The organism is Candidatus Deferrimicrobiaceae bacterium, from assembly GCA_036504035.1.
Taxonomy (GTDB): domain Bacteria; phylum Desulfobacterota; class Deferrimicrobia; order Deferrimicrobiales; family Deferrimicrobiaceae; genus JANXPS01.
The window spans coordinates 636,537-656,169 of sequence record DASXVV010000009.1; the positions used below are offsets into that span (position 1 = coordinate 636,537).

At 62.9% G+C, this 19,633-nt stretch carries 18 protein-coding genes and 2 tRNA genes; 9 read left to right on the plus strand and 11 right to left on the minus strand.

Going from position 1 to position 19,633, the window contains the following annotated elements; translation table 11 throughout:
• The first annotated feature begins 62 nt into the window (after window positions 1-62).
• Both VGK27_08610 and VGK27_08615 read left to right on the plus strand, forming a co-directional pair.
• Window positions 63-653 carry an alpha/beta hydrolase gene (locus tag VGK27_08610; protein HEY3490166.1) on the plus strand — a complete coding sequence of 197 codons (591 nt, stop codon included), beginning with the start codon at window positions 63-65 and terminating at the stop codon, window positions 651-653.
• A 97-nt stretch (window positions 654-750) separates the two neighbouring features.
• Entirely contained in the window at window positions 751-2,136 is a 1,386-nt protein-coding gene (locus VGK27_08615) for a hypothetical protein (protein ID HEY3490167.1), read from the plus strand.
• An 87-nt stretch (window positions 2,137-2,223) separates the two neighbouring features.
• Here VGK27_08615 and VGK27_08620 read toward each other — a convergent pair.
• Both VGK27_08620 and VGK27_08625 read right to left on the minus strand, forming a co-directional pair.
• Window positions 2,224-2,300 (minus strand) — tRNA-Pro (locus tag VGK27_08620).
• 75 nt (window positions 2,301-2,375) lie between these two features.
• Entirely contained in the window at window positions 2,376-2,612 is a 237-nt protein-coding gene (locus VGK27_08625) for a hypothetical protein (GenBank protein ID HEY3490168.1), read from the minus strand.
• Window positions 2,613-3,155: 543 nt separating this feature from the next.
• Here VGK27_08625 and VGK27_08630 point away from each other — a divergent pair.
• Both VGK27_08630 and VGK27_08635 read left to right on the plus strand, forming a co-directional pair.
• On the plus strand, window positions 3,156-3,590 hold the full coding sequence (locus tag VGK27_08630; GenBank protein ID HEY3490169.1) for a cytochrome c: 435 nt from the start codon (window positions 3,156-3,158) through the stop codon (window positions 3,588-3,590).
• Window positions 3,591-3,731: 141 nt separating this feature from the next.
• The gene (locus VGK27_08635) at window positions 3,732-5,234 is read left to right on the plus strand and encodes a TolC family protein (protein HEY3490170.1); all 1,503 of its coding nucleotides are present in this window, start codon (window positions 3,732-3,734) and stop codon (window positions 5,232-5,234) included.
• Window positions 5,235-5,275: 41 nt separating this feature from the next.
• On the opposite strand, the gene VGK27_08640 is transcribed toward VGK27_08635, so the two are convergent.
• The 7 genes from VGK27_08640 to VGK27_08670 all read right to left on the minus strand — a co-directional run bounded on the left by VGK27_08640 (window position 5,276) and on the right by VGK27_08670 (window position 9,904).
• Window positions 5,276-5,352, minus strand: a tRNA-Pro gene (locus tag VGK27_08640).
• A gap of 391 nt (window positions 5,353-5,743) precedes the next feature.
• Window positions 5,744-6,238 (minus strand): hypothetical protein, encoded by a 495-nt coding sequence (locus VGK27_08645; GenBank protein HEY3490171.1) that lies wholly within the window; start codon window positions 6,236-6,238, stop codon window positions 5,744-5,746.
• 23 nt (window positions 6,239-6,261) lie between these two features.
• Window positions 6,262-6,909, minus strand: a complete 648-nt coding sequence (locus tag VGK27_08650) for a hypothetical protein (protein HEY3490172.1) — start codon at window positions 6,907-6,909, stop codon at window positions 6,262-6,264.
• A 12-nt stretch (window positions 6,910-6,921) separates the two neighbouring features.
• A complete protein-coding gene (locus VGK27_08655; protein ID HEY3490173.1) occupies window positions 6,922-8,007 on the minus strand; it encodes an SBBP repeat-containing protein in 1,086 nt (361 codons plus the stop codon).
• Between the two features lie 420 nt (window positions 8,008-8,427).
• Window positions 8,428-8,802: a pyridoxamine 5'-phosphate oxidase family protein gene (locus VGK27_08660; GenBank protein HEY3490174.1), complete on the minus strand. Its 375-nt coding sequence runs from the start codon at window positions 8,800-8,802 to the stop codon at window positions 8,428-8,430.
• The gene (locus tag VGK27_08665) at window positions 8,799-9,365 is read right to left on the minus strand and encodes an Rrf2 family transcriptional regulator (protein HEY3490175.1); all 567 of its coding nucleotides are present in this window, start codon (window positions 9,363-9,365) and stop codon (window positions 8,799-8,801) included. Before VGK27_08665 ends, VGK27_08660 begins: the two co-directional genes overlap by 4 nt.
• A 353-nt stretch (window positions 9,366-9,718) precedes the next feature.
• A complete protein-coding gene (locus VGK27_08670) occupies window positions 9,719-9,904 on the minus strand; it encodes a DUF1059 domain-containing protein (protein HEY3490176.1) in 186 nt (61 codons plus the stop codon).
• Window positions 9,905-10,032: 128 nt separating this feature from the next.
• Between VGK27_08670 and VGK27_08675 the strand changes: the two genes are divergently transcribed.
• Both VGK27_08675 and VGK27_08680 read left to right on the plus strand, forming a co-directional pair.
• A complete protein-coding gene (locus VGK27_08675) occupies window positions 10,033-11,028 on the plus strand; it encodes a trypsin-like peptidase domain-containing protein (GenBank protein HEY3490177.1) in 996 nt (331 codons plus the stop codon).
• Between the two features lie 137 nt (window positions 11,029-11,165).
• The gene (locus VGK27_08680) at window positions 11,166-11,843 is read left to right on the plus strand and encodes an alpha/beta family hydrolase (GenBank protein ID HEY3490178.1); all 678 of its coding nucleotides are present in this window, start codon (window positions 11,166-11,168) and stop codon (window positions 11,841-11,843) included.
• Between the two features lie 302 nt (window positions 11,844-12,145).
• On the opposite strand, the gene VGK27_08685 is transcribed toward VGK27_08680, so the two are convergent.
• The gene (locus VGK27_08685; GenBank protein HEY3490179.1) at window positions 12,146-13,045 is read right to left on the minus strand and encodes an SWIM zinc finger family protein; all 900 of its coding nucleotides are present in this window, start codon (window positions 13,043-13,045) and stop codon (window positions 12,146-12,148) included.
• Between the two features lie 107 nt (window positions 13,046-13,152).
• Window positions 13,153-15,774 carry a DEAD/DEAH box helicase gene (locus VGK27_08690; protein ID HEY3490180.1) on the minus strand — a complete coding sequence of 874 codons (2,622 nt, stop codon included), beginning with the start codon at window positions 15,772-15,774 and terminating at the stop codon, window positions 13,153-13,155.
• A 326-nt stretch (window positions 15,775-16,100) separates the two neighbouring features.
• On the opposite strand from VGK27_08690, the gene VGK27_08695 reads away from it, so the two are divergent.
• Genes VGK27_08695 through VGK27_08705 form a run of 3 tightly spaced genes read left to right on the plus strand, consistent with a single transcriptional unit; the run spans window position 16,101 to window position 19,626 of the window.
• Window positions 16,101-17,849, plus strand: a complete 1,749-nt coding sequence (locus VGK27_08695; protein HEY3490181.1) for a tetratricopeptide repeat protein — start codon at window positions 16,101-16,103, stop codon at window positions 17,847-17,849.
• 5 nt (window positions 17,850-17,854) lie between these two features.
• On the plus strand, window positions 17,855-18,613 hold the full coding sequence (locus VGK27_08700) for a glycosyltransferase family 2 protein (GenBank protein ID HEY3490182.1): 759 nt from the start codon (window positions 17,855-17,857) through the stop codon (window positions 18,611-18,613).
• The gene (locus VGK27_08705) at window positions 18,610-19,626 is read left to right on the plus strand and encodes an STELLO glycosyltransferase family protein (protein ID HEY3490183.1); all 1,017 of its coding nucleotides are present in this window, start codon (window positions 18,610-18,612) and stop codon (window positions 19,624-19,626) included. Before VGK27_08700 ends, VGK27_08705 begins: the two co-directional genes overlap by 4 nt.
• Window positions 19,627-19,633: the final 7 nt, after the last annotated feature.

A 19,633-nucleotide genomic window follows, 5' to 3' on the forward strand; every position in this document is an offset into this window, starting at 1 on the left:
CTCGGGCCATGCGGCCCTGCCGGATGATGTGCGTATCGTTTTGCATTATACAACCAGCTTCCATGCTGGCCGGTTTTTCGGACTCCGCGGACGTGGACCGCCCGTTCGATTTCGGACAATCGGCCGAGGACGCCGTCGGGCTGCTCCGCTATCTCGGAATCGGGAAGGCCGACTTCCTCGGATACAGCAACGGGGGGCATATCGCGATCGAAATCGCACTGCGGCACCCGGAGGCAGTCCGGAAGCTCGTCGTCGAGTCGGCCATGTTCGACCGGGGGGGGAGCGACCCCGGATTCTGGAGGGGATTCGAAAGCGCGAAGCTTGCGGACATGCCGGCGGAGCTTTCGGAGGCCTATCTCAAGACGGCGCCGCGGCCGCAGGACCTTCCGGTCTTCTTCAACAAGAGCGTGGCACGGATGCGCGCCTTCAAGGGGTGGACGCGCGACGAGATCCGGTCGATCCTTGCCCCGACGCTGGTCCTGGTCGGCGACCGGGACATCGTGCGGCCCGAGCACGCCGTCGAGATGGTCCGGCTGCTCCCGCACGCCCGCCTCGCCGTGCTGCCGGACACCGACCACATGGCGATCGTCGACCGCGCGGGCCTGGTCTGCCCGATCGTCGAATCGTTCCTCGACGCGCCGATTCCCAAATGAGCGAAAAGCTGAAGAAGGCGCCGTTCGAAGACGCCGACGTCGAGACCCGGCCCTTGAACGAAGCCGAGGAAACGACCGGACATGATCCCCTACTCGAATGGCGAAAAATCTTCATGTGTTCGGTCTTTATTTCCTGTTTTCTTTCCGCGCCCGGCGATGCGAACAGCCGCTGCCGCGCCCGATCCCCTGCGGTTTCAGCCATCTGCCTTCCGATCTTCCACAGGACCGGGAATTGCTATCGTCCCACTCGGTTGATCTGTTTCGAATCTTGGAGCGACAACCCACTACTGCCGAAAGGAGTGCCACGGACATGAAAAGATGCGCGTTCCCCGGTCGTATCATTGTACTGATCGTGTCGGCCATGGTCGGATCAACGGGGGTAGCTCAAGCGACGGGTGATGCGATCCTGAACCGGCTTGACAACATCGACACTATCGCGTATACGGTCCCCGCGAACGGCGACATCAACCCCTACGGCGTCGCCCGTGTGGAGCGAACGGTGGGCAATTTGAAGGCCGGCCACATCCTGGTGAGCAATTTCAACGACAATAACAACTTGCAGGGCACCGGCATCACCATCGTCGATGTGGCTCCGGGCGGCTCGGTAAGCCTGTTTGCCCAGCTGTCCGACGATCAATTGCCCCGGCAGTGCCCCGGCGGCATCGGGCTGACGACCGCGCTCGTGGCGCTGCGCTCCGGATGGGTGATCGTCGGCAGCCTGCCCACCGCGGACGGCACATCCGCCACCGCGCAAGCCGGTTGCCTGATCGTGCTCGACAACACCGGCAAACCCGTGGATACCATTTTCGGCTCCCTGATCAATGGCCCCTGGGACATGACCGCATGGGAGAACGGAAACGAGGCGAAGCTGTTCGTGACCAACGTGCTCAACGACACCGTCGCAGCCAACGGGAAAATCGTGAATCGGGGCACCGTCGTCCGTATCAACCTGGACCTGTCCGGTGAAAACACCCCCACGATCGAGTCCATGACCGTGGTCGGTTCCGGTTTCCCGGAGCGCACCGACATCGCCGCGCTCGTCATCGGCCCGACGGGCGTCGGTCTCAGCCCGGGATTGGATGACGAGACTCGTCGGAAAGTATGGGGGGGATGGGCACAGTCCATCGATCGGGAACGTGTGCTCTACGTCGCCGACAGTCTGAACAACCGAATCGCGGTGATCCCGGAAGCCCTCGACCGCACCACTTCGGCCGGCCTCGGTTTGACGCTTGCCACCGGTGGAAGCCTGAACGATCCCCTTGGGCTGGTCGTGGCTCCGAACGGCCACATCCTGACGGTCAATGGCAATGACGGCTTCATAACCGAGATCACTCCGCAAGGCCGCCAGATCGCCAAGAAGCTGCTGGACAATACAGGCGGTCCGCCTCCCGGAGCCGGAACGCTGTTCGGCCTGGCTTTCGATCCGAAGGCGGGAATCTATTTCGTGGACGACGGAACCAACACCTTGAATCTGCTGCATTGAAGCAGGCGCAAGATCGATCAGTCCAGGAGATGACGCCGGCATCCTGCAACGATGCCGGCGTCAAAACAGAAAAATGAATCGAGATATTGGTCGGGATGACTGGATTCGAACCAGCGACCCTCTGCTCCCAAAGCAGATGCGCTACCAAGCTGCGCTACATCCCGACTTGTGGGGAAGTTATTGGATATACGCTGATTTTAGGAATATTGCACCGACGCAAAAACGGGCGGTTTCGGCCCTCAAGACGAGTTCTGCCAGAATTCTGCCATGTCCTTTTCCGTTAACGCCTGTTCCGCCGCCGTTTCCCACTCAGGCAAACGCTCGACGGCGTCGTGATCGCGTCCTTTCAAATTGATGTTATGAAGGCGCGCGCCTTCAGAGATGACCTCTTGCGCCATGTTCCAGAAGGTGATTTCCGGAGAGGTCGCGCACCCAGCGAGTGCGAGGGAGAGAATCGCAAGACAGGCTCTTTTCATACCTTTCCTTCCCAAGGGTATTTCGCATGATCCGGGACGGGAATTCCATTCGAATGCCCACGGTTATCTTTTCAAGGCTGCAGACGCAAAACTTCATTTTTATTTCGGCCGCTCCATCCCGTCGCGGATAAGGTCAAGTTGGAGAATGGATAATCTGTTCCGATTCCGTAAATGTAACGTTGGCCCGGCCTGCATATCGTAATCGTTCTCAAAAAATGGCAGAGGCCTGCGATATCCCAGGGGTCAGAAGAGATAAACTGTTTATATTTGGACATTTGTTACATCCCCGCCCACCAATATCGTTTATGGCACGCAAAATGCTATAACCATTTGTTACATCAATTTAGAATCGACCTTAATGTTTATGTCCCATGGAGGCGCTGCTTTATCTGGGCGAGTATCCCGGTGCGCCCGCCAGCATCAATGAATTTCCACGGTGAAAATCTTTATTCACAGGAGGTGTCCGAAGATACAAGATCTTGTGAGTCAAGGGGTATCTACACAAACAACCATGCACCAACAAACACAGATGGAGGATTGTCCATGTTGAAGAAGTCGAAGAAGCTTATTTCCGTATGCGGCATCGCCGCCCTTCTCGTGACGGGTGTCATTTCAGCCGGTTTTGCCGATTCCGAGAAGGATGACCTCTACGGTCGCAAAGAAAGAAAGGAACATACGTACCGTCCGACCACGAAGCCGCCGGTCCCGGCGCCTGCTCCGAAGCCGACCCCCGCACCGGTCCCGGCGCCTGCTCCGAAGCCGACCCCTGCTCCCACACCGACGCCGGCCCCGGTTCCTGCTCCGGCGCCTGCCCCGGGCGCCGCGCTGTACACTCAGTACTGCGCCGGTTGCCACGGGACCAGCAAGCGCAGCAGCTCCGTAGCGCTGATCCAGGCCGGAATCGCCGGCAACATCGGCGGAATGGGCTACCTCAGCCTCCTGACCCCCGCGCAGATCCTCGCCATTTCCCTGTACTGATCGCGCGAATACCGCAACCAGAAGGCCCTCCCCCCGACCGGGGGAGGGCTTTTTTTACGCCCGCTCTTCACCGACCCCGGAACCGTTGTTGAAACGAGGTCCGGATATAATGAATCCATCAAACTTCAGGAGGGATGGCACATGTGCAAAACGGTGATCGGGAAAAAGTCACGCGTGCTGGCCGTCATTTTCGCAATCATCCTCCTGACGGTCGGACCGGGCCACGGCATCGCCGCCCCGGCGGATGTCGAAAAGGTATCGCTGACCCGGGGGGCCGCCATAGAGATGGCCCTCCGCAAGAACATCGATCTGAAGGTCGAGACGCTCGGGTCGTCCATGGCGGGGACGGACGTTGCGCGGAGCCGCAGCATCTATGACCCCATCTTCAGCGTCTCGGCCGGGGGCGGCGTGTCGGCGGTTACGGGAGAGCCGTTCTTCCTGACCAGGAGTTCGACTTCCTCCATCGGTTTGACCCAGAACCTTTCCACGGGGGGCAGCATCGGCGTTTCGACCCAGGCCGGCTTTACGACCGCCAATGCCGGATCCACCGGGCCATCCACGACCGATTGGCAGTCCTCGGCGGGGCTCACCCTCACTCAGCCGATCCTGAAAAATGCGGGCAGGAAAACGACGGAGCTCAGTATCACCCTGGCCTCCAACACGCTCAGGGATTCCCATGAACGATTGCGTTTTATCGTGACCGACACCGCTCTCGCCGTCATCACCTCATACAATCACCTGTACGCCTTGCGGGAGACGCTCGAGTCCAGAAGGGCCGCCTTGAACTCGGCACAGGCTTTTCTGAACGAATTGAACAAGAAAACGGGCCCGCTCCAGCGGATGGATATCGCCAACGCGGAATTCTCCACCGCCCAGCGGCGGAAGGACCTCGTAGATGCGGAGCGAAACGTCAGGGACCAGGAGGCAGGCCTCCGGTACCTGATCGGCATGGAGTCGAAGGCGCAACTCATCCCCGTCGATCCTCCCTCCCGGAATGAGCCCCAGGAAACGGAAGAGCAGGCGGTCAAGGCGGCGCTGGCGTTTCGGACCGACCTGAAGCAGCTCAGGCTGGCGTTGACGACGAGCGAGCTTCAAGAGCAGGTTGCGAGGCACCAGACGTTGCCGGAACTCACCTTGACGGGAAGCGGAGGGATCAGCGGAACGGGCCCCAACCTCGACAACAGCTTCCGGCAGCTGGGAAACCATCCGGCGCATTTCTGGTCGGCGGGCATGCAATTTTCCGTTCCGCTGGGCAACACCGCCGCGAAGAACGATTTTCGCAAAAGCAAAATCAGGACAAGGCAGGTGCAGACCCAGATCGAGGCTCTTGCGTGGAAGATCCAGAACGAGGTCGAGGCGGACATGCGCGCCCTGATTTCCGCGCGGCTTCAGCTGCAGATGACCGACCGGTCGCGGGAATTCGCCGAGTTGCGCCTGGATGAGTACCGCAAGAACAACCGGCTCGGAACAGCCACGGTTCAAGACGTGATCAACGCGGAAAACGACCAGACCACAGCCCGCAATGCACAGATGGACGCGACGGAGGCATTTTCCAACGCCGTGGCGAAGCTCTGGAGAGACACGGGGGTGCTCCTCGAACGCCTGGACGTGCCCGTCGCAATCACACAACCGGCGGGTCCCTAGGTCTTCCGCACACCGAAAGCCGATGATTTCAGAGAAGAAACTGGTCGGGATGACTGGATTCGAACCAGCGACCCTCTGCTCCCAAAGCAGATGCGCTACCAAGCTGCGCTACATCCCGACCTGTGGGTGGAAGCGGTGGATGGCCTTGTAGTGTAACCTTTTCCGGGCAAAAGGGCTAGCGGGCTTGGCGGCCAAGGGGCCGCCCCTAAGTCCTTTCCGGTCCTGCCTCCGGTCCCGTCGCACACCCAAAAAAGGCGAGCGCCAGCGCACCTGCTTCGGCCAGTAGCACACCTGCCCCGCCCCCTCGGGACTGCGACGCGGACACCGTGCCCCCGGGACCCGGTCAGCTCCGGCGGGAAGACCGGGGAGACAGGGAAGCTCACCAGCCCGCACCGGACGTGGCTTCTCCTTACTACCCCACCGCCCCCACCGGCAAGGCAAGTACGGAGAAAGTCCGACGGACACCACTGGACGGCGGGCGCGCTCCTCGTTCGGGACTGGCTTGACGCTTATCGAATCTTTCTGATCGTGTGGTTCGATCTGTCCGCCACGTACAGGCTCGTTCCGTCCGTTGTGATGCCGCGAGGGATATTGAAGGTCGTTATCCCTGACCCCACAGTGTCGTCATTGTTCCCTTCGACCCCGGACGTCCCCGCAACCGTTGTTACGGCCTCTGTGGCGATTGCCACCTTCCGGACCAAGTGGTTATTGGTCTCCGTCACGTAAAGGTTCGTCCCGTCCGTCGTGATACCGACGGGATTGGAGAAGGTTGTCCCCCCCGGTCCCAGCACATTGTCATCATGCCCTGAGACTTCGGCTGTCCCGGCCATCGTTGTCACGGCGCCCGTGGCAATCGTTACCCTCCGGATCAGGTTGTTGCCGCTATCCGCTACGTAGAGATTCGTCCCGTCAGTCGTAATGCCCTGAGGCGTGTTGAAGGTTGTCCCCCCGGGACCCGCCGCGTTGTCGACATGACCGGGGACGATCCCGAAGGTTCCGGCCAAGGTCGACACGGTGCCCGTGGCGATTACGATTTCCGAATCAGGTGGTTGTACGTATCCGCCACGTAAAGGTTCGTCCCGTCCGTCGTGATGCCGAGAGGCGTGTCGAAGAGCGCGAGGGACAGCCCCGGTGTGCTGTCCAGGTATCCCCCTCCAAATCGCCAGTCCCCCGCCAGCGTCGTCACAGCCCCCGTGGCAATCGTCACTTTTCTAATCTGGTGGTTGATGGTGTCCGCCACGTAGAGGTTCGTCCCGTCCGTCGTGATGCCGAAGGGGGCGTTGAATGTTGTTCCCCCCGAGCCCAGCACGTTGTCGGCGTGGCCGTAGATCCCGACCGTCCCAGTCAGGGTCGTCACCTCTCCCGTAGCGATGACCACCTTCCGGATCGTACAGTTGTTCGTATCCAGCACGAAGAGGTTCGTTCCGTCTGTCGTTACGCCGCTGGGGCAATAAAAGGTTGCGGCCGTGCCGACGACGCAATCAGCCGAACCGTAGCCCCTTGCCGTCCCTGCGAAGGTGGAGACGACTTGGGAGAGGGACAGGGGTGTTCCTTGCAGGCTGCCGCCGATCAATGATCTTTGCCCGGGGGTGGTCGAACTGCCTCCACCGCACCCGGCGAGAAGGAGGGCGGACAGGAATAGGGTAAGCGTCGGGAAAAGCGAGGTGGGCTTCACGGTATGCTCTACCTAGAATTCTTCCATCGACGAGATACCGAGCAATCCCCCGGTCGGATCAAAGCTGGCCCAAAAGTGGATATCGCCGGAGATCGGGGTGTAATCCCCTGACCTGGTCAAGGAGTCGCACCCCGTCAAGCCGGCCAGGGTGACAGCCCCATTCGTTTCCATGCTCAGCCCCACGCCGAAGTTGTTGGAGTAGGACCCGAGCAAACGGCTCCAGGCAAGGTTCCCGCCGGAATCATACTTGGCCAGGAAGGCGTCGGCGGTCACGTTGTCGTTCCCATAGGAAGTAGTGTTCAGCCAGCCATCGAGCCGGTAGGAGTAGCTGTAGCCCCCGATGTAGGCGTTTCCCGCGCCATCGATCGTGAGCCCCAGGGCACCATCGTCGCCCGCCCCCCCGAAAACCCGCGCCCAGACCCGATTGCCGTTGGCGTCGTACTTGGCGAGAAAGGCGTCGCTTCCGCCCGCAGCAGTCTGGTTGTCCAGCACGGAAGAGGTCGTGGAGCCGATGATGTAGATGTTCCCGCTCCCATCGATCTTCAGGTCACGTACCACCTCGTCGCCTGCCCCTCCCAAGAGCCTCGTCCAGACCCGGTTGCCAAGGTTGTCGTACTTCACCAGGAAGGTATCACTTCCGCCGGCACCGGCTTGGTTGTCCAGGACTGAAGAGGTCGTGGAGCCCGCGACGAAGACGTCCCCGCCGCTTCCGATGGCGACATGCCTTGCCACTTCGTCTCCGCTTCCGCCCAGCAATCGTGTCCAGAGCCGGTTTCCGGCGGCATCGAATCTGGCGATGAATGCGTCGTTCCCTCCCGCCCCGACCAGATTGTCCATCACGGGAGAGTTCGTCGTGCCGACGACGTAGACCGCGTTGTCCCCGTTGCTGGCAACGCCGTACGCAGCCTCGTCTCCCGCACCGCCGAGGAGCTGTCCCCAGGTCCGGTTCCCGTCCGTGTCGTACTTTGCAAGGAAAGCGTCGTACCCCCCGCCACCGACCTGCGGGTAGTATGTTCGGGTGTCGAAGCGGCCGACCCCCCAGTGGGTGCGGCCGTCATACAGGGATCGGGTGACCTCATACGAATCCCAATGAGGCATCCAAATGATAATGCCATGTATTTCCGGCGGGTCTGGGATCACCAAGGCAGGGTGACCGTTATCTCCTACGACAGCCGCACCAGATCCGCTCCCGCCGCACCCGGCAAGGAGGAGGACGGACAGGATAAGGATCAGCGTCGCGAGGGCCGAGGCGGACTTCAAAGGGGTACTCCGTTCCGGAGATGAGACGTCGGCAGTCTATGGCAAATTGTAACGGCTTACACCAAGTGTGACAAGGAGCCGGCACGAACCCAAACGAGGACGCCACAGGACGATCGGCTACCTCCTCGTCGCCTCTGATGCTTGCCGGGGGGATACGGAAAATGGGAAGTCGTCACGGGACGGGACGCAGCGGCCGAGCCGCTTTTCCGGCTTCCCGCCCCAAGCCACGCGACGATTTCCCGCGGACGCCTGCTAGGGCTAGAGCGTCTGGGTGGCGGAGGCGACGGTAATCGCCAGCGCGGCCCGGGCCCATTTGAATCGTGACTTAACCACGTCGAAGTCCGGCCCCTCGGCGACGAAGACGCCCGTCCCTTCCAGCAGGAAGCCCGTGCCCATCGCGTTCTTCCCCCGGACCTTGCTGCTGCCCAGTGTCACGAGCACCCGGGGGTCGGTGGCGAGGTTGGCCTCGGTCCGCTGCATGTATCCGGCCGGGATCAGGAGGCGGCCGTCTCCGGCGACCTGGATGTAGCTGTTCCAGGTGTTCACCATGTGCTGGCCTTCCGGCCCCGTCGTCCCGATGGCGACAACGCCGTCGTGTTTCAGGACCTCCATCAACGTCTCAGGCAGATTCATGATCTCCTCCTCTTCGTGATTTGGTCGGTCGGGGCAGGGGCTGCCCCCTGCCGCCTGGTGCGTCGTTCCGTATGGTGCCGGAACCAGAGCGCTGCCTCCTCCGCGAACGCCGCGGGTGCCTTTCGTTCGAACTCGGCCATCAGGTCGGCGAGCGTCTTCGACGCCAGGTGAGCCTTGAGCGCCTGCTCGGCCTCGTTCATGAACGCATGGATGCGGCACATGCCCTTTGTCGCCCACTTCGGCGGGGCTCCCTCGAACAGGTCGCAGTGGCGCCGGATCTCTGCGCACTCGAACAGCGTCCGGCGAGGATCGACCGCCTCGAGCACATCGAGGAAGGTGACCCGTTCCGGCGAGCGCGCGAGCACGAAGCCGCCGGCGATCCCCTCCGTCCCCGCCACGATCCCGGCCTTCCGTAATCTCGAGAACAGCTTGGCGAGGAAGCGCTCGGGGATGCCCTGGAAGCCGGCGAGGTCGCGCACGCTGGTCGGCTCCTTCCGGGCGGCCAGGTTGAGCAGGGAGTGGAGCGCGTATTCGGCGCCTGCCCCGTACATCGATGACGCCATACAACCACCTCACAGGTAGCAGTTTATCGCTCGAAAGATCCCGCGTCAAGCGATTCGGATAGCAGAGATCGTCGCAGTCCTCCCGCTCACCGACTGAATCGCCCCGGTTTTAGTGAAGCCTTGGAGTTGTGAGCCCGAAAGCGGGGCCGGGTGGACAGGAGCGCACGGACCGTTCCGGGATCCGTTTTCCTCCTCCAGGCGACGGGCTCATGCTGCTTTCCGGGCCTTCGAGCGCCGCTTCCCGGTTTTCGCTATCGCGGCCGACATATCCTCCGCCGGACGGATCTCGAACGGGCCAGCCTTCACGCCGGGACGGTTCGAAATCAACCGGACCGCGTTGGAAGGCTGAACCGCTACCCCTTCCGGTCGTCCTGGACCAGGCGATGCATCTTCCTTTCCAGGCTCTTCGGGACTTCCCCCAGATGGTGAGCCGACCGGGAGTGCTCGATTTCCTGCTTGATCACATCCTCCTCGGTCACGCCCCGGAACACGGCCGTGCAACCGGTCACCAAGTCCCTGCAGCTCAGGATTTTCGACATTTTTCCTTCTCCTTTCCCTTCGGTTTCCTTCTGTTTAGACACCCGGTCCGGCTTCCGGGTTCCCTCCTGCGAACTGAAGCCGGAGCCTGCGCATCTTATAAGGCAGTCGGAAGCGGCGGGGGCGGATCATGCGGGTTGAAAAATTCGAAGGAGGGTGCGAAGTCGATCCGTCCAGCCGGTCGGACATCGCGTTGCTCGACGCCTATTCCCGCGCGGTCATCACCGTCTCGGAGGCGGTTTCGCCGACAGTCGTCAGCCTGGCGGCGATCGCCGAGGACCGGCGGGACCGGATGGGGGAGCTTGGCGGCGGCTCCGGCGTGCTCGTTGCGCCCGACGGATACATTCTGACGAACGCCCATGTCGTCGCCGGCGGCACCCGCTTCGAGGTCACGCTCAAGGACGGCACACACATTTCCGCGATGCCCGTGGGCAAGGATCCCGCCGACGACCTCGCCCTGGTTCGGGCCGAGGAGTCGGGACTCCCCTACGCGACGCTGGGCGATTCCGACCGGTTGCACCCCGGCCAACTCGTCATCGCCATCGGGAACCCGTTCGGCTTCCAATCCACGGTCTCGACCGGGGTCGTCAGCTCGCTCGGTCGCGCCCTCCGGAGCCGGGATGGGCGGCTGATCGAGAACGTCATCCAGCACACCGCGCCGCTCAACCCGGGAAACTCGGGCGGCCCGCTGGTCGATTCGAGCGGCCATGTCGTCGGCATCAACACGGCGATCATCGCCTCCGCCCAGGGAATCGGCTTCGCGATCCCTTCGAACATCGCAAGGACGGTCGTGTCGGAGTTGCTGACGCACGGCCGCGTGCGGCGGGGATACATGGGTTTCTCCGGCCGGGTACGCCGGATCGACCGCCGGATCGTCCGCTACTACAACCTGCAGCTGGACACGGGCGTCGAAGTCGTGGTGCTCGATCTCGAAGGGCCTGCCGCCGCCGCGGGGATCCACACCGGGGACATCGTCGTCCTCCTCGGCGACAAGGGCGTCGGGGACATGGACGCGATCCAGCGCGCGCTCGGCAACGAATCGGTCTACACCACGATCTCCCTGACGGTGATCCGCGGAACGGAACTGCTTTCCGTCGAAGTGCGCGTCGCGGAGGCGTCGGGGTAGCGCGGCGAGCGTCTCGTGCGGTGCATTCGTCCGGCGTGAGGAAGACGCTTCTCGGCAAGCCACCCTGCCCCGGTCATCGCATGCAGGGCGGCCATGCAGATCGCGGCGTTCCCGCCGAACATCAAATAGGGGGGAGGATGGACATCTTGGCGGAACCGTCACCCAACCTCATCCGGCACCTGGAAATCCCGGCAGGCGACGTGTCCTTGCCCGGCGAGTTTGCTTTGCCTCGGGGCGCGCACGGGATCGTGCTGTTTGCGCACGGAAGCGGCAGCAGCCGGCTGAGCCCTCGGAATGCCTTCGTGGCTCGGGTCCTTCGGGAAGCGGGATTTGGTACCTTGCTGTTCGACCTGTTGACAGAGGACGAGGATATCGATTCCGCAAACCGCTTCGAGATAGACCTGATAACCGACCGGTTGTCGCGTGCGACCCGCTCGCTGGCCAAAATGCCGGAAGCAAGGCATCACGCGCTGGGTTATTTCGGCGCAAGCACGGGCGCCGCTGCCGCTATAAAGGCGGCGGCCATACCCGGCGGCGAAAAGATCGGCGCGGTGGTCTCCCGGGGAGGGCGCCCCGACCTGGCAGAGGCCTCGCTCGGGAGGGTAACCGCACCAACGCTTCTGATCGTCGGGGAACGCGACGAGTTCGTCCTGCGATTGAATCGGGATGCCTACCGGAAAATGACCTGCACGAAGCGGATCGAAATCGTCCCCGGCGCCACCCATCTATTCGAAGAGGCGGGCGCGCTTGAAGGTGTCGCGAAGCTGGCTGCCGACTGGTTCCGCCGCCACTTGGCCGACACCCTGGCCGCGTGACTGCTCCTTGTCGGCTTATGCCTCTTGTTGACGGTTTCGGCCGCCTGGGGGGAGCCGTGAACGGTCCGCTTGCGACGGCCGTTCCCTCGCAGCGATGACTTGCCGAGTCCTTCGTCGGACCCGGAAAGGACACGAATCACAAACACACGTTCCGGTTCAGCCGGGTCAGGACCCAGGGGCCGCTGACGATCCCGCAGGCGTGCGCCCGGTGCCACAAGACCATGGATGTCGAACAGACGCTGTCGGAATGGAAACACGGGGACTGAGAGACCACGCCGAAGGTTTGCCGTTCTATCAGTCGATCATCCTGCATGTGTCAGCTTCCAAGCGTTGCCTACTGCCGATATCGTGCGAGCCTGCATCCCGATAGCCGCTTTCCCCTTGTTCTCCCATTGCGAAATGGTGGTGGCGGTTACCCCGATGCGGGATGCGAATACGGCCTGCGTCTCACCCAGAGACGACCTCCAGGCGAAAATGACCTTGCCGGTCAACTTTCTCGGTAAAGGGACACCTTCAGGTTTTTCCTGCGTCTGCGGGTTCGATGCGAGGGGAACGGCGGACGCTTCCGAAACCTCTTCCACGGTTTCCGCCAGGTCGATCCCGAACACATCGGCGATGCCGGACGCGGCGATCCTCCGGCGGGACGATCCGGCCTTGGCTACACCTGCAACCGCCTTGGAAACGTCGACCAGCTCTTCATGATTCACCCCACGAAGGAGGAACAGCATCTCGGGCGAGTGGTCGAGTCGGGCGCCCACACCATAAAGCACAGCCGCCACGTGTTTGCACATGACGGCCCAGTCCGGGCAGTCGCAGTCGAATTTCATCTCGCCGGGGAGCGGGAACAATCCGTTATTTCGATTCGAAACGACTTCCATGACCCCGCGATCGAGTTTCCCGTGCAATAGATCGATCAGCGACCCGATCTTTCCGGTGCAGGCAGACCGGACGGCATCCCACTTCGTTTTCCTGAGCGGAGCTATGGTGATGGATACGTTATAGAGCGTCGATCCGCTGACGATGGCCGTGATCAGGCCGCCCCGGATCTCGAGATGACAGACCGATCCATTCCGGACATAGCTGCGGCCACGGGGCAGACGGTTGACGTAATCGCCGAACGACTCCATGTGGTCGCACCACGCCTTGCCCCAGAACGATTCTGCGATCTTCCGGCCGGCGATATGCACGGGATAATGATCCATCCCGTTCCGACTCATTTTGACGAGTTGCTTTTGCGCCTTTGCTCGACGTTCGGCGACCGGCACGTAAGGCGCCCATCCGAAACGACTTATGCTTGAGGACCTTCTTCTCATAAACCCGCCTTTTCGAGATCAAGTGCCACCAGCTTCAACAACGCCTCATCGTCCATCTCGGTCAGCAGCGTTTCCGCCCCTTCCAGCAGCCCGGCCGCCAGCCCCGACTTGGCGGAAATCAACGCGTCGATCTTCTCTTCCACCGTTCCCTTGCAGACGAACTTGTGCACCATGACGTTCTTTTTCTGGCCGATGCGGAAAGCGCGGTCGGTGGCCTGATTCTCCACCGCCGGGTTCCACCATCGGTCGAAATGGATGACATGGGCGGCCGCGGTCAGATTGAGACCGGATCCGCCGGCCTTGAGCGAGAGGACGAAGAAAGGCGGCCCGTCTTCATGCTGGAAGCGCTCTACGAGTTTACTCCGTTCGCCCACCGGCGTACCGCCGTGCAGCACCAGGCCGGGGCGGCCGAACAGGATCGCCATGAAATCGGCGATCGGCCCGGTCATCTCCCGGAACTGGGTGAAGACCAGCACCTTTTCCTGGCGGGAGGCGATCTCCTCGGCCAGCTCCCGCAGGCGCAAAAACTTGCCGCTTCGTTCCTCGGCGTAGTCGCCGTCCCCCAGCGCCTGACCGGGATGGTTGCAGATCTGCTTGAATCGCATCAGCGACGAAAGGATCAACCCCCTCCGCTTCATTCCCTCCCGCGGTTCGGCGAGCGCCACGGCCAGTTCCTTCACCGCCTGGGCGTACAACCGCGCCTGTGCCTTGCTCAGGCCGCACCAGGCCGACATCTCGACCTTGTCGGGAAGATCGCTGATGACGCTGCGGTCGGTCTTCATGCGGCGCAGGATATAAGGCTGCACCAGCGTGCGCAACGGGGCGTACGACGGCGGCTCGTGCTTCTCGAGCGAGGCGACGAACTGCTTGAACCGGGAAGCGGAGCCCAGCAGGCCGGGACAGAGGAAGTCGAAAAGCGACCAGAGATCGGACAAGCGGTTTTCGACCGGGGTGCCGGTCAGTGCGATCCGTGCCCTTCCGGAAAGGGTTTTTACCGCCTTTGCCTGTCGCGTGCCGGGGTTCTTGATGGCCTGGGCTTCGTCCAGGACGATCAGGTCCCAGTCGAGTTTTCGGATCCATTCCTGACGCTGGAGCATGCCGTAGGTGGTCAGCACCGCATCGGTCGATGCCAGGGACCGTTCAGGGTCTTCGGCGATGAGCGCCAATTCCGATCGGTCCGTCGCCGAGGGATGCAGGCAGACGACCTTGAGCGACGGCGCGAATCGATCCAGTTCGCTCATCCAGTTGGAAAGCAGCGAGGCCGGCAACACCAGCAGGCTGGGAGCGCGATTGCCTGCCGGCCCCTTCCGTGCCAGCAGAAGGGAGATGACCTGAATGGTTTTTCCGAGCCCCATGTCGTCGGCCAGGCAGGCGCCCAGTCCCAGTTCCGAAAGGAACCAGAGCCAGTTGAGACCGGTCTGCTGATAAGGGCGCAGCGTCGCCTGCAACCCGGAACCGGCCGTGGCGGCCGCCAGCCGTGCCGGTTCCCGCAGCCCGGCCAGCATCTCCCGCAACCGGTCGTCCGCCGAAACGAAGGCCCAGCCGGTTTCATCCAGCGTGGGATCGTTTCCGGTCAGGTCCCGCCGGGCGCCCGCCAGGAGACGCATCCCTTCCGCAAACGAAAGGCCGTCGTCCCCGGCCTCGGCCTCGACCCGCCGCCACTGTTCCAGCGCCTGGCGCAGTTTTTCGCCATCCACTTCGACCCACTGCCCCCGCAAGAGCGCGAGCCCTTCGCCGGACGTCGTCATCGCCGCGATTTCCTCCGGCGTGAGATCGGCGCCGTCCAGCGTCATCTGAACCTGAAAATCCAGCAGGGCCGAAGCCGACAGGGTTTCTCCAACCTTCGATCCGAGAGCAACCTGCACCCGGGGACGGGGACGTTTTTTCCACCAGTCCGGCAGACGCACCACCAGGCCGCTCTCCTCCAGGGCGGGGACATTCTTGAGAAACGGATAGGCTTCCTCCGGTGTCCAGGCCAGGGGGTGATAGATGTCGCCGCTCTCCTGCAGCTCCCGGACCCACTCGCATCGCTTCCCTGCCTCGTGGACCGGTTCCAGAAGGCGCAGCAACGCTTCACGGTTGTTCGCGCCGGCATACTCGCGAAGCGCCTGGCTGAGAGGCAAATGCTGGGCGCGGGAGTTCTTGCCCAGGCGGGGGATGTAGGTCGCCATGAAGGCGAAGGGATATTCGGGGTCCTTCCTGTTTTCGGCCAGATGGAAACAAACCCGTCCCACCTGTCGCCAAAGCGGCGCGTACCGGTGCAGAAACCCGGCCAGGCCCTCGGGATTCCCACCGATCGAATCCATCGTCCAGCGATCGAGATCGATCCAGATGGCGGCAAGAACGTCGGGCGTGCAGTACTCGGCTCCCGGCATGGGGGGAATGTCCAGCGTCAGGCCGGAAAGGATGGAAGCGTCCGGAGGCGGGAGCGGTTCGAGGCGATCCTGCGACGGCAGGGCATGGGAAAGCAATTGAAGGTAACGCGTGCCGAAATCGCGCCAGAACATCCAGGAGAGCGGCCAGTCGGGCGCGGACTTCCCACCGGCCAGGGCCATGATGCCCGCGGCCTGGGACTCCGCGAATGCCTGCGCTATTTTTTCGCCCGGTCCGATCATCATCAGATGACCGGCTGGCGTGAGGGTAAGAGTCATATGATCGCATCACCGGTCGGCATGCCTCTCTCCGTATGTCCCGTTCGGTTCATTCAGCCACACGATCGATTTTATGACATCCAATGGGTATCGTTGACTGCCCCATTAGTCCTCGGCGGGAAGCGGACTCGCCCGCCCCCGGGAGGCGAACAATACCATGACGGCCGTCACGTATGCCCAGGTTGAGCGGCGCCAAGCGAAAACCGCCATCGACGCGACAAAGCGCGCGAGCCCTTTCTTACCAGGGTATGCCATAATTCACTCCGTCGAATTTTCGCATCGAGGGGAAACCGGTGAGCGAGCAAGCGGTTCCAGAGGGGAATCATTCGGGGGGCGGGTCCCACCGCGTCATTCTGGCGGCCGTGTTGCTCGTTCTCGCCGCCGTCGCGGTCTACAGCCCGATCCGCCACCATTCGTTCATCGCCATGGACGACGGGGCTTACGTGGAATCGAACGAGGTCGTCAAGGGGGGGCTGACGGCGCATGGCGTCCGATGGGCGTTCGGCGGCATTCATGTCATCAACTGGCACCCCATCACCCTTCTGTCGCACATGGCGGACGTCTCGATGTTCGGGTTGAACGCGGGCGGGCATCATCTGGTCAGCCTGCTGATCCACGTCGCCAACACGCTGCTGCTGTTCTTTTTTCTCAACCGCGTGACCGGGGCGTTCGGGCGCAGCGCCCTCGTGGCGGCATGGTTCTCCCTCCACCCCCTGCACGTGGAGCCGGTGGCATGGATTGCCGACCGGAAGGACCTCCTGTGCGGCTTCTTCTTCCTGCTCACCCTTTTTGCCTACCGAAGATACGTTGAGCGACCGGGCATTTCGAGATACCTTGCGGTCGCCTTTTTCTTCCTCCTCGGGCTCATGTCAAAATCGACGCTGATCACGCTTCCGTTCGTGCTGCTCCTGCTGGACTACTGGCCGCTGGGAAATGTCCGGCCTTCCCCGCGTCCCTCGTTCGCGAAACTCGCGGGAGAAAAGGCCCCGCTCCTGGCGCTGTCGATCGTTTTCGGCATCATCGCCGTCATCGCCCAGAATGAAGGCGGGGCCCTCGACACGGCCGCCCCGCTGTTGCTGCGAATCGAGAATTCGCTCATCGCGTACGCGACCTACATCGGGAAGACGCTCTGGCCGGCGAACCTGGCGGTCCTCTACCCTTATCCGGCAAGCGCCCCGCCCCTCTGGGAACTGGGCGCGGCGGCGCTCTTGCTGGCGGGCGTTTCCGCGCTGGTCCTTCACCAGGCCCGTCGCCGCCCCTACCTCCTTGTGGGGTGGTTCTGGTTTCTCGGCATGCTCCTGCCGGCGATCGGGCTGGTCCGGGTGGGGGTCCACTTCACGGCCGACCGGTTCGTCTACCTGCCGTTGACCGGCCTTTTCATCATGGTCGCGTGGGGAGGAGCGGATATCGCGGAATCGTTCCGCCGCGGGGGCCGCATCGCGGCCGCGATCGCGACGGCTTCCCTCCTGGCGCTGGCCCCGGCGGCACGGGCGCAGGTCGAATACTGGCGAAACGGGGTCACGCTGTTTTCGCACACCCTGGCGATCACTTCGGACAACTGGCTGATCCGGAACAATCTGGGCGTGGAACTGAACCGCCTCGGAAAAACCGAAGAAGCCGTCGCACAGTACCGGGAGTCCTTGAGAATCCAGCCAAACTATTCGATCTCCCACTACAATCTCGCCACGCTCATGGAAAAGACGGGGAAGGATGGGGAAGCCGCCGTCCATTACCGGGAAGCGCAGCGGCTCGCCCCAAACGACCCGGATGCGGCAGACCGGCTCCGGGTCCTCCTCAACAACATGGGGACGAAACTGGCCGACCAGGGCAGGTACGAAGAGGCGATCGCCTGTTATCGGGAAGCGCTGCAGATCATGCCCGATTATGCGGATGCCCATTTCAACCTCGCGTCCGACCTCGAAAAGACCGGGCGAAAGGACGAAGCGATCTCGCATTACCGGGAGGTGATGCGCCTCACCCCCGGCGACCCGGATGCGCCGATCCGGCTGCGCCGGCTCCTCCAGTCGCAAGGGGATCAGTGACGGGAATGCCCGGTCTCCCGCAAACCGATCTTCCCGGAAATCCCCCGCGCCTCGGCGTCGTGATCCCGATGGCCAACGAGGAAGCGACGGTCGAGGATTTGCTCCGGCGCGTGCTGGCCCAGTTGGAGGAGCGCGACCGCATCTACTGCATCCTCGACGAAAAGAGCCGGGACCAGACGATGGAACGGGTCCGGGGGATCGCGGCGGCGGACAGCCGTGTCGAGGCGGTCTGGGCGCCGGAGAACCGGTGCGTGGTCGACGCCTATTTCCGCGGATATCGGGAGGCGCTGGCGGCGGGGTGCGCGTGGATCCTCGAAATGGACGGCGGCATGAGCCACTGCCCCGAGGAGATCCCGCGCTTCCTCGACGCGATCGGAACCGGGATCGATTTCGCCGCCGGGAGCCGCTTCGTCGCGGGGGGAAGCTATCGGGGGCGGTGGTCGCGGTGGCTGCTGAGCCGCGGTGGGACGCTTCTCGCCAACCTGCTGTTGGGAACGCGAATGAAAGACATGACCAGCGGCTTCGAATGCTTCAGCCGCAGGGCGCTTTCCCATGTCGTCGAGAAAGGCGTCAGGAGCCGGGCGCACTTCTTCCAGACCGAGATCCGGTACATGCTGCAGGACTGGTCCTGGGTCGAGATCCCCATCCATTATTCCAATCCGAGCGTCGGGGTGGGGAAGGCTCCCGTCCTGGAATCCATCCGTATCCTGCTCCAGCTCGCCCGCGCAGGGCGGGACGACGCCGGAAAAGGGAACCGCGCATGAAGCGGGAATCGTTGTTCGCCGTCGTCACCACGATTCAGGAACCGACCCCCGCGATGCGGCGCCTGCAGGAGGCGCTGGGTTCCGCCGGCGGCAGGCTGATCGTCGTCGGCGACCGGAAAGGCCCCGCGTCCTTCCCGCTCGAAGGCGCATCCTTTTTCTCCCTGGCCGCACAGGAGAGGCTGCCGTTCCGGCTGTCCCGCCTCCTGCCGGCCGGGCACTACGCCCGCAAGAACATGGGATACCTGCTGGCGATCCGGGACGGGGCGACGTGCATCTACGAGACCGACGACGACAACGCCCCGTTGCCCTCTTGGCGCATCCGACCCGCATCCGTCCCCGTACGTAAGGCGAAGCGTGCGCCGTGGGTGAACGCCTACCGCTTTTTCACCGACGAAACCATCTGGCCGCGCGGGTTTCCCCTGCGGCTGGCGCGGCAGGACTGCCTCCCCGAGGGCGACGCGGAAGCGGGTACCGTCGTCGTCGAGGCACCCGTCCAGCAGGGATTGGCCGACTACTCGCCGGACGTCGACGCCGTATGGCGACTATTGCTCGACCGGGAGTTCCGCTTCCGGGACGGCGACAGCGTGATCCTGCCTCCGGGCGCCTGGTGCCCCTTCAACAGCCAGTCGACCTGGTGGCGCCCGCCCGCCTGGCCGCTTCTGTACCTGCCGAGCTTCTGCTCCTTCCGGATGACCGACATCTGGCGCAGTTTCGTCGCCCAGCGCTGCTTGTGGGAACTGGGGCACGGCGTCGTCTTCCATTCACCCGAAGTCGTGCAGGATCGGAACGACCACGACCTGATGGCGGACTTTCGGGACGAAGTGCCGGGATACCTGCGGAACGAGGAGCTCGTTAATGTTCTCGACGCGACGCGGCTTTCCGCGGGAGCGAATGCGGTCGCGGACAACCTGGTCGCCTGTTACGAGCGGCTGACGGAAACGGGCTTTTTCCCCATCGAGGAATTACCGCTCGTCCGCGCCTGGCGGGACGATCTTGAAGGTCTACCGGCGTAAGGGCCGA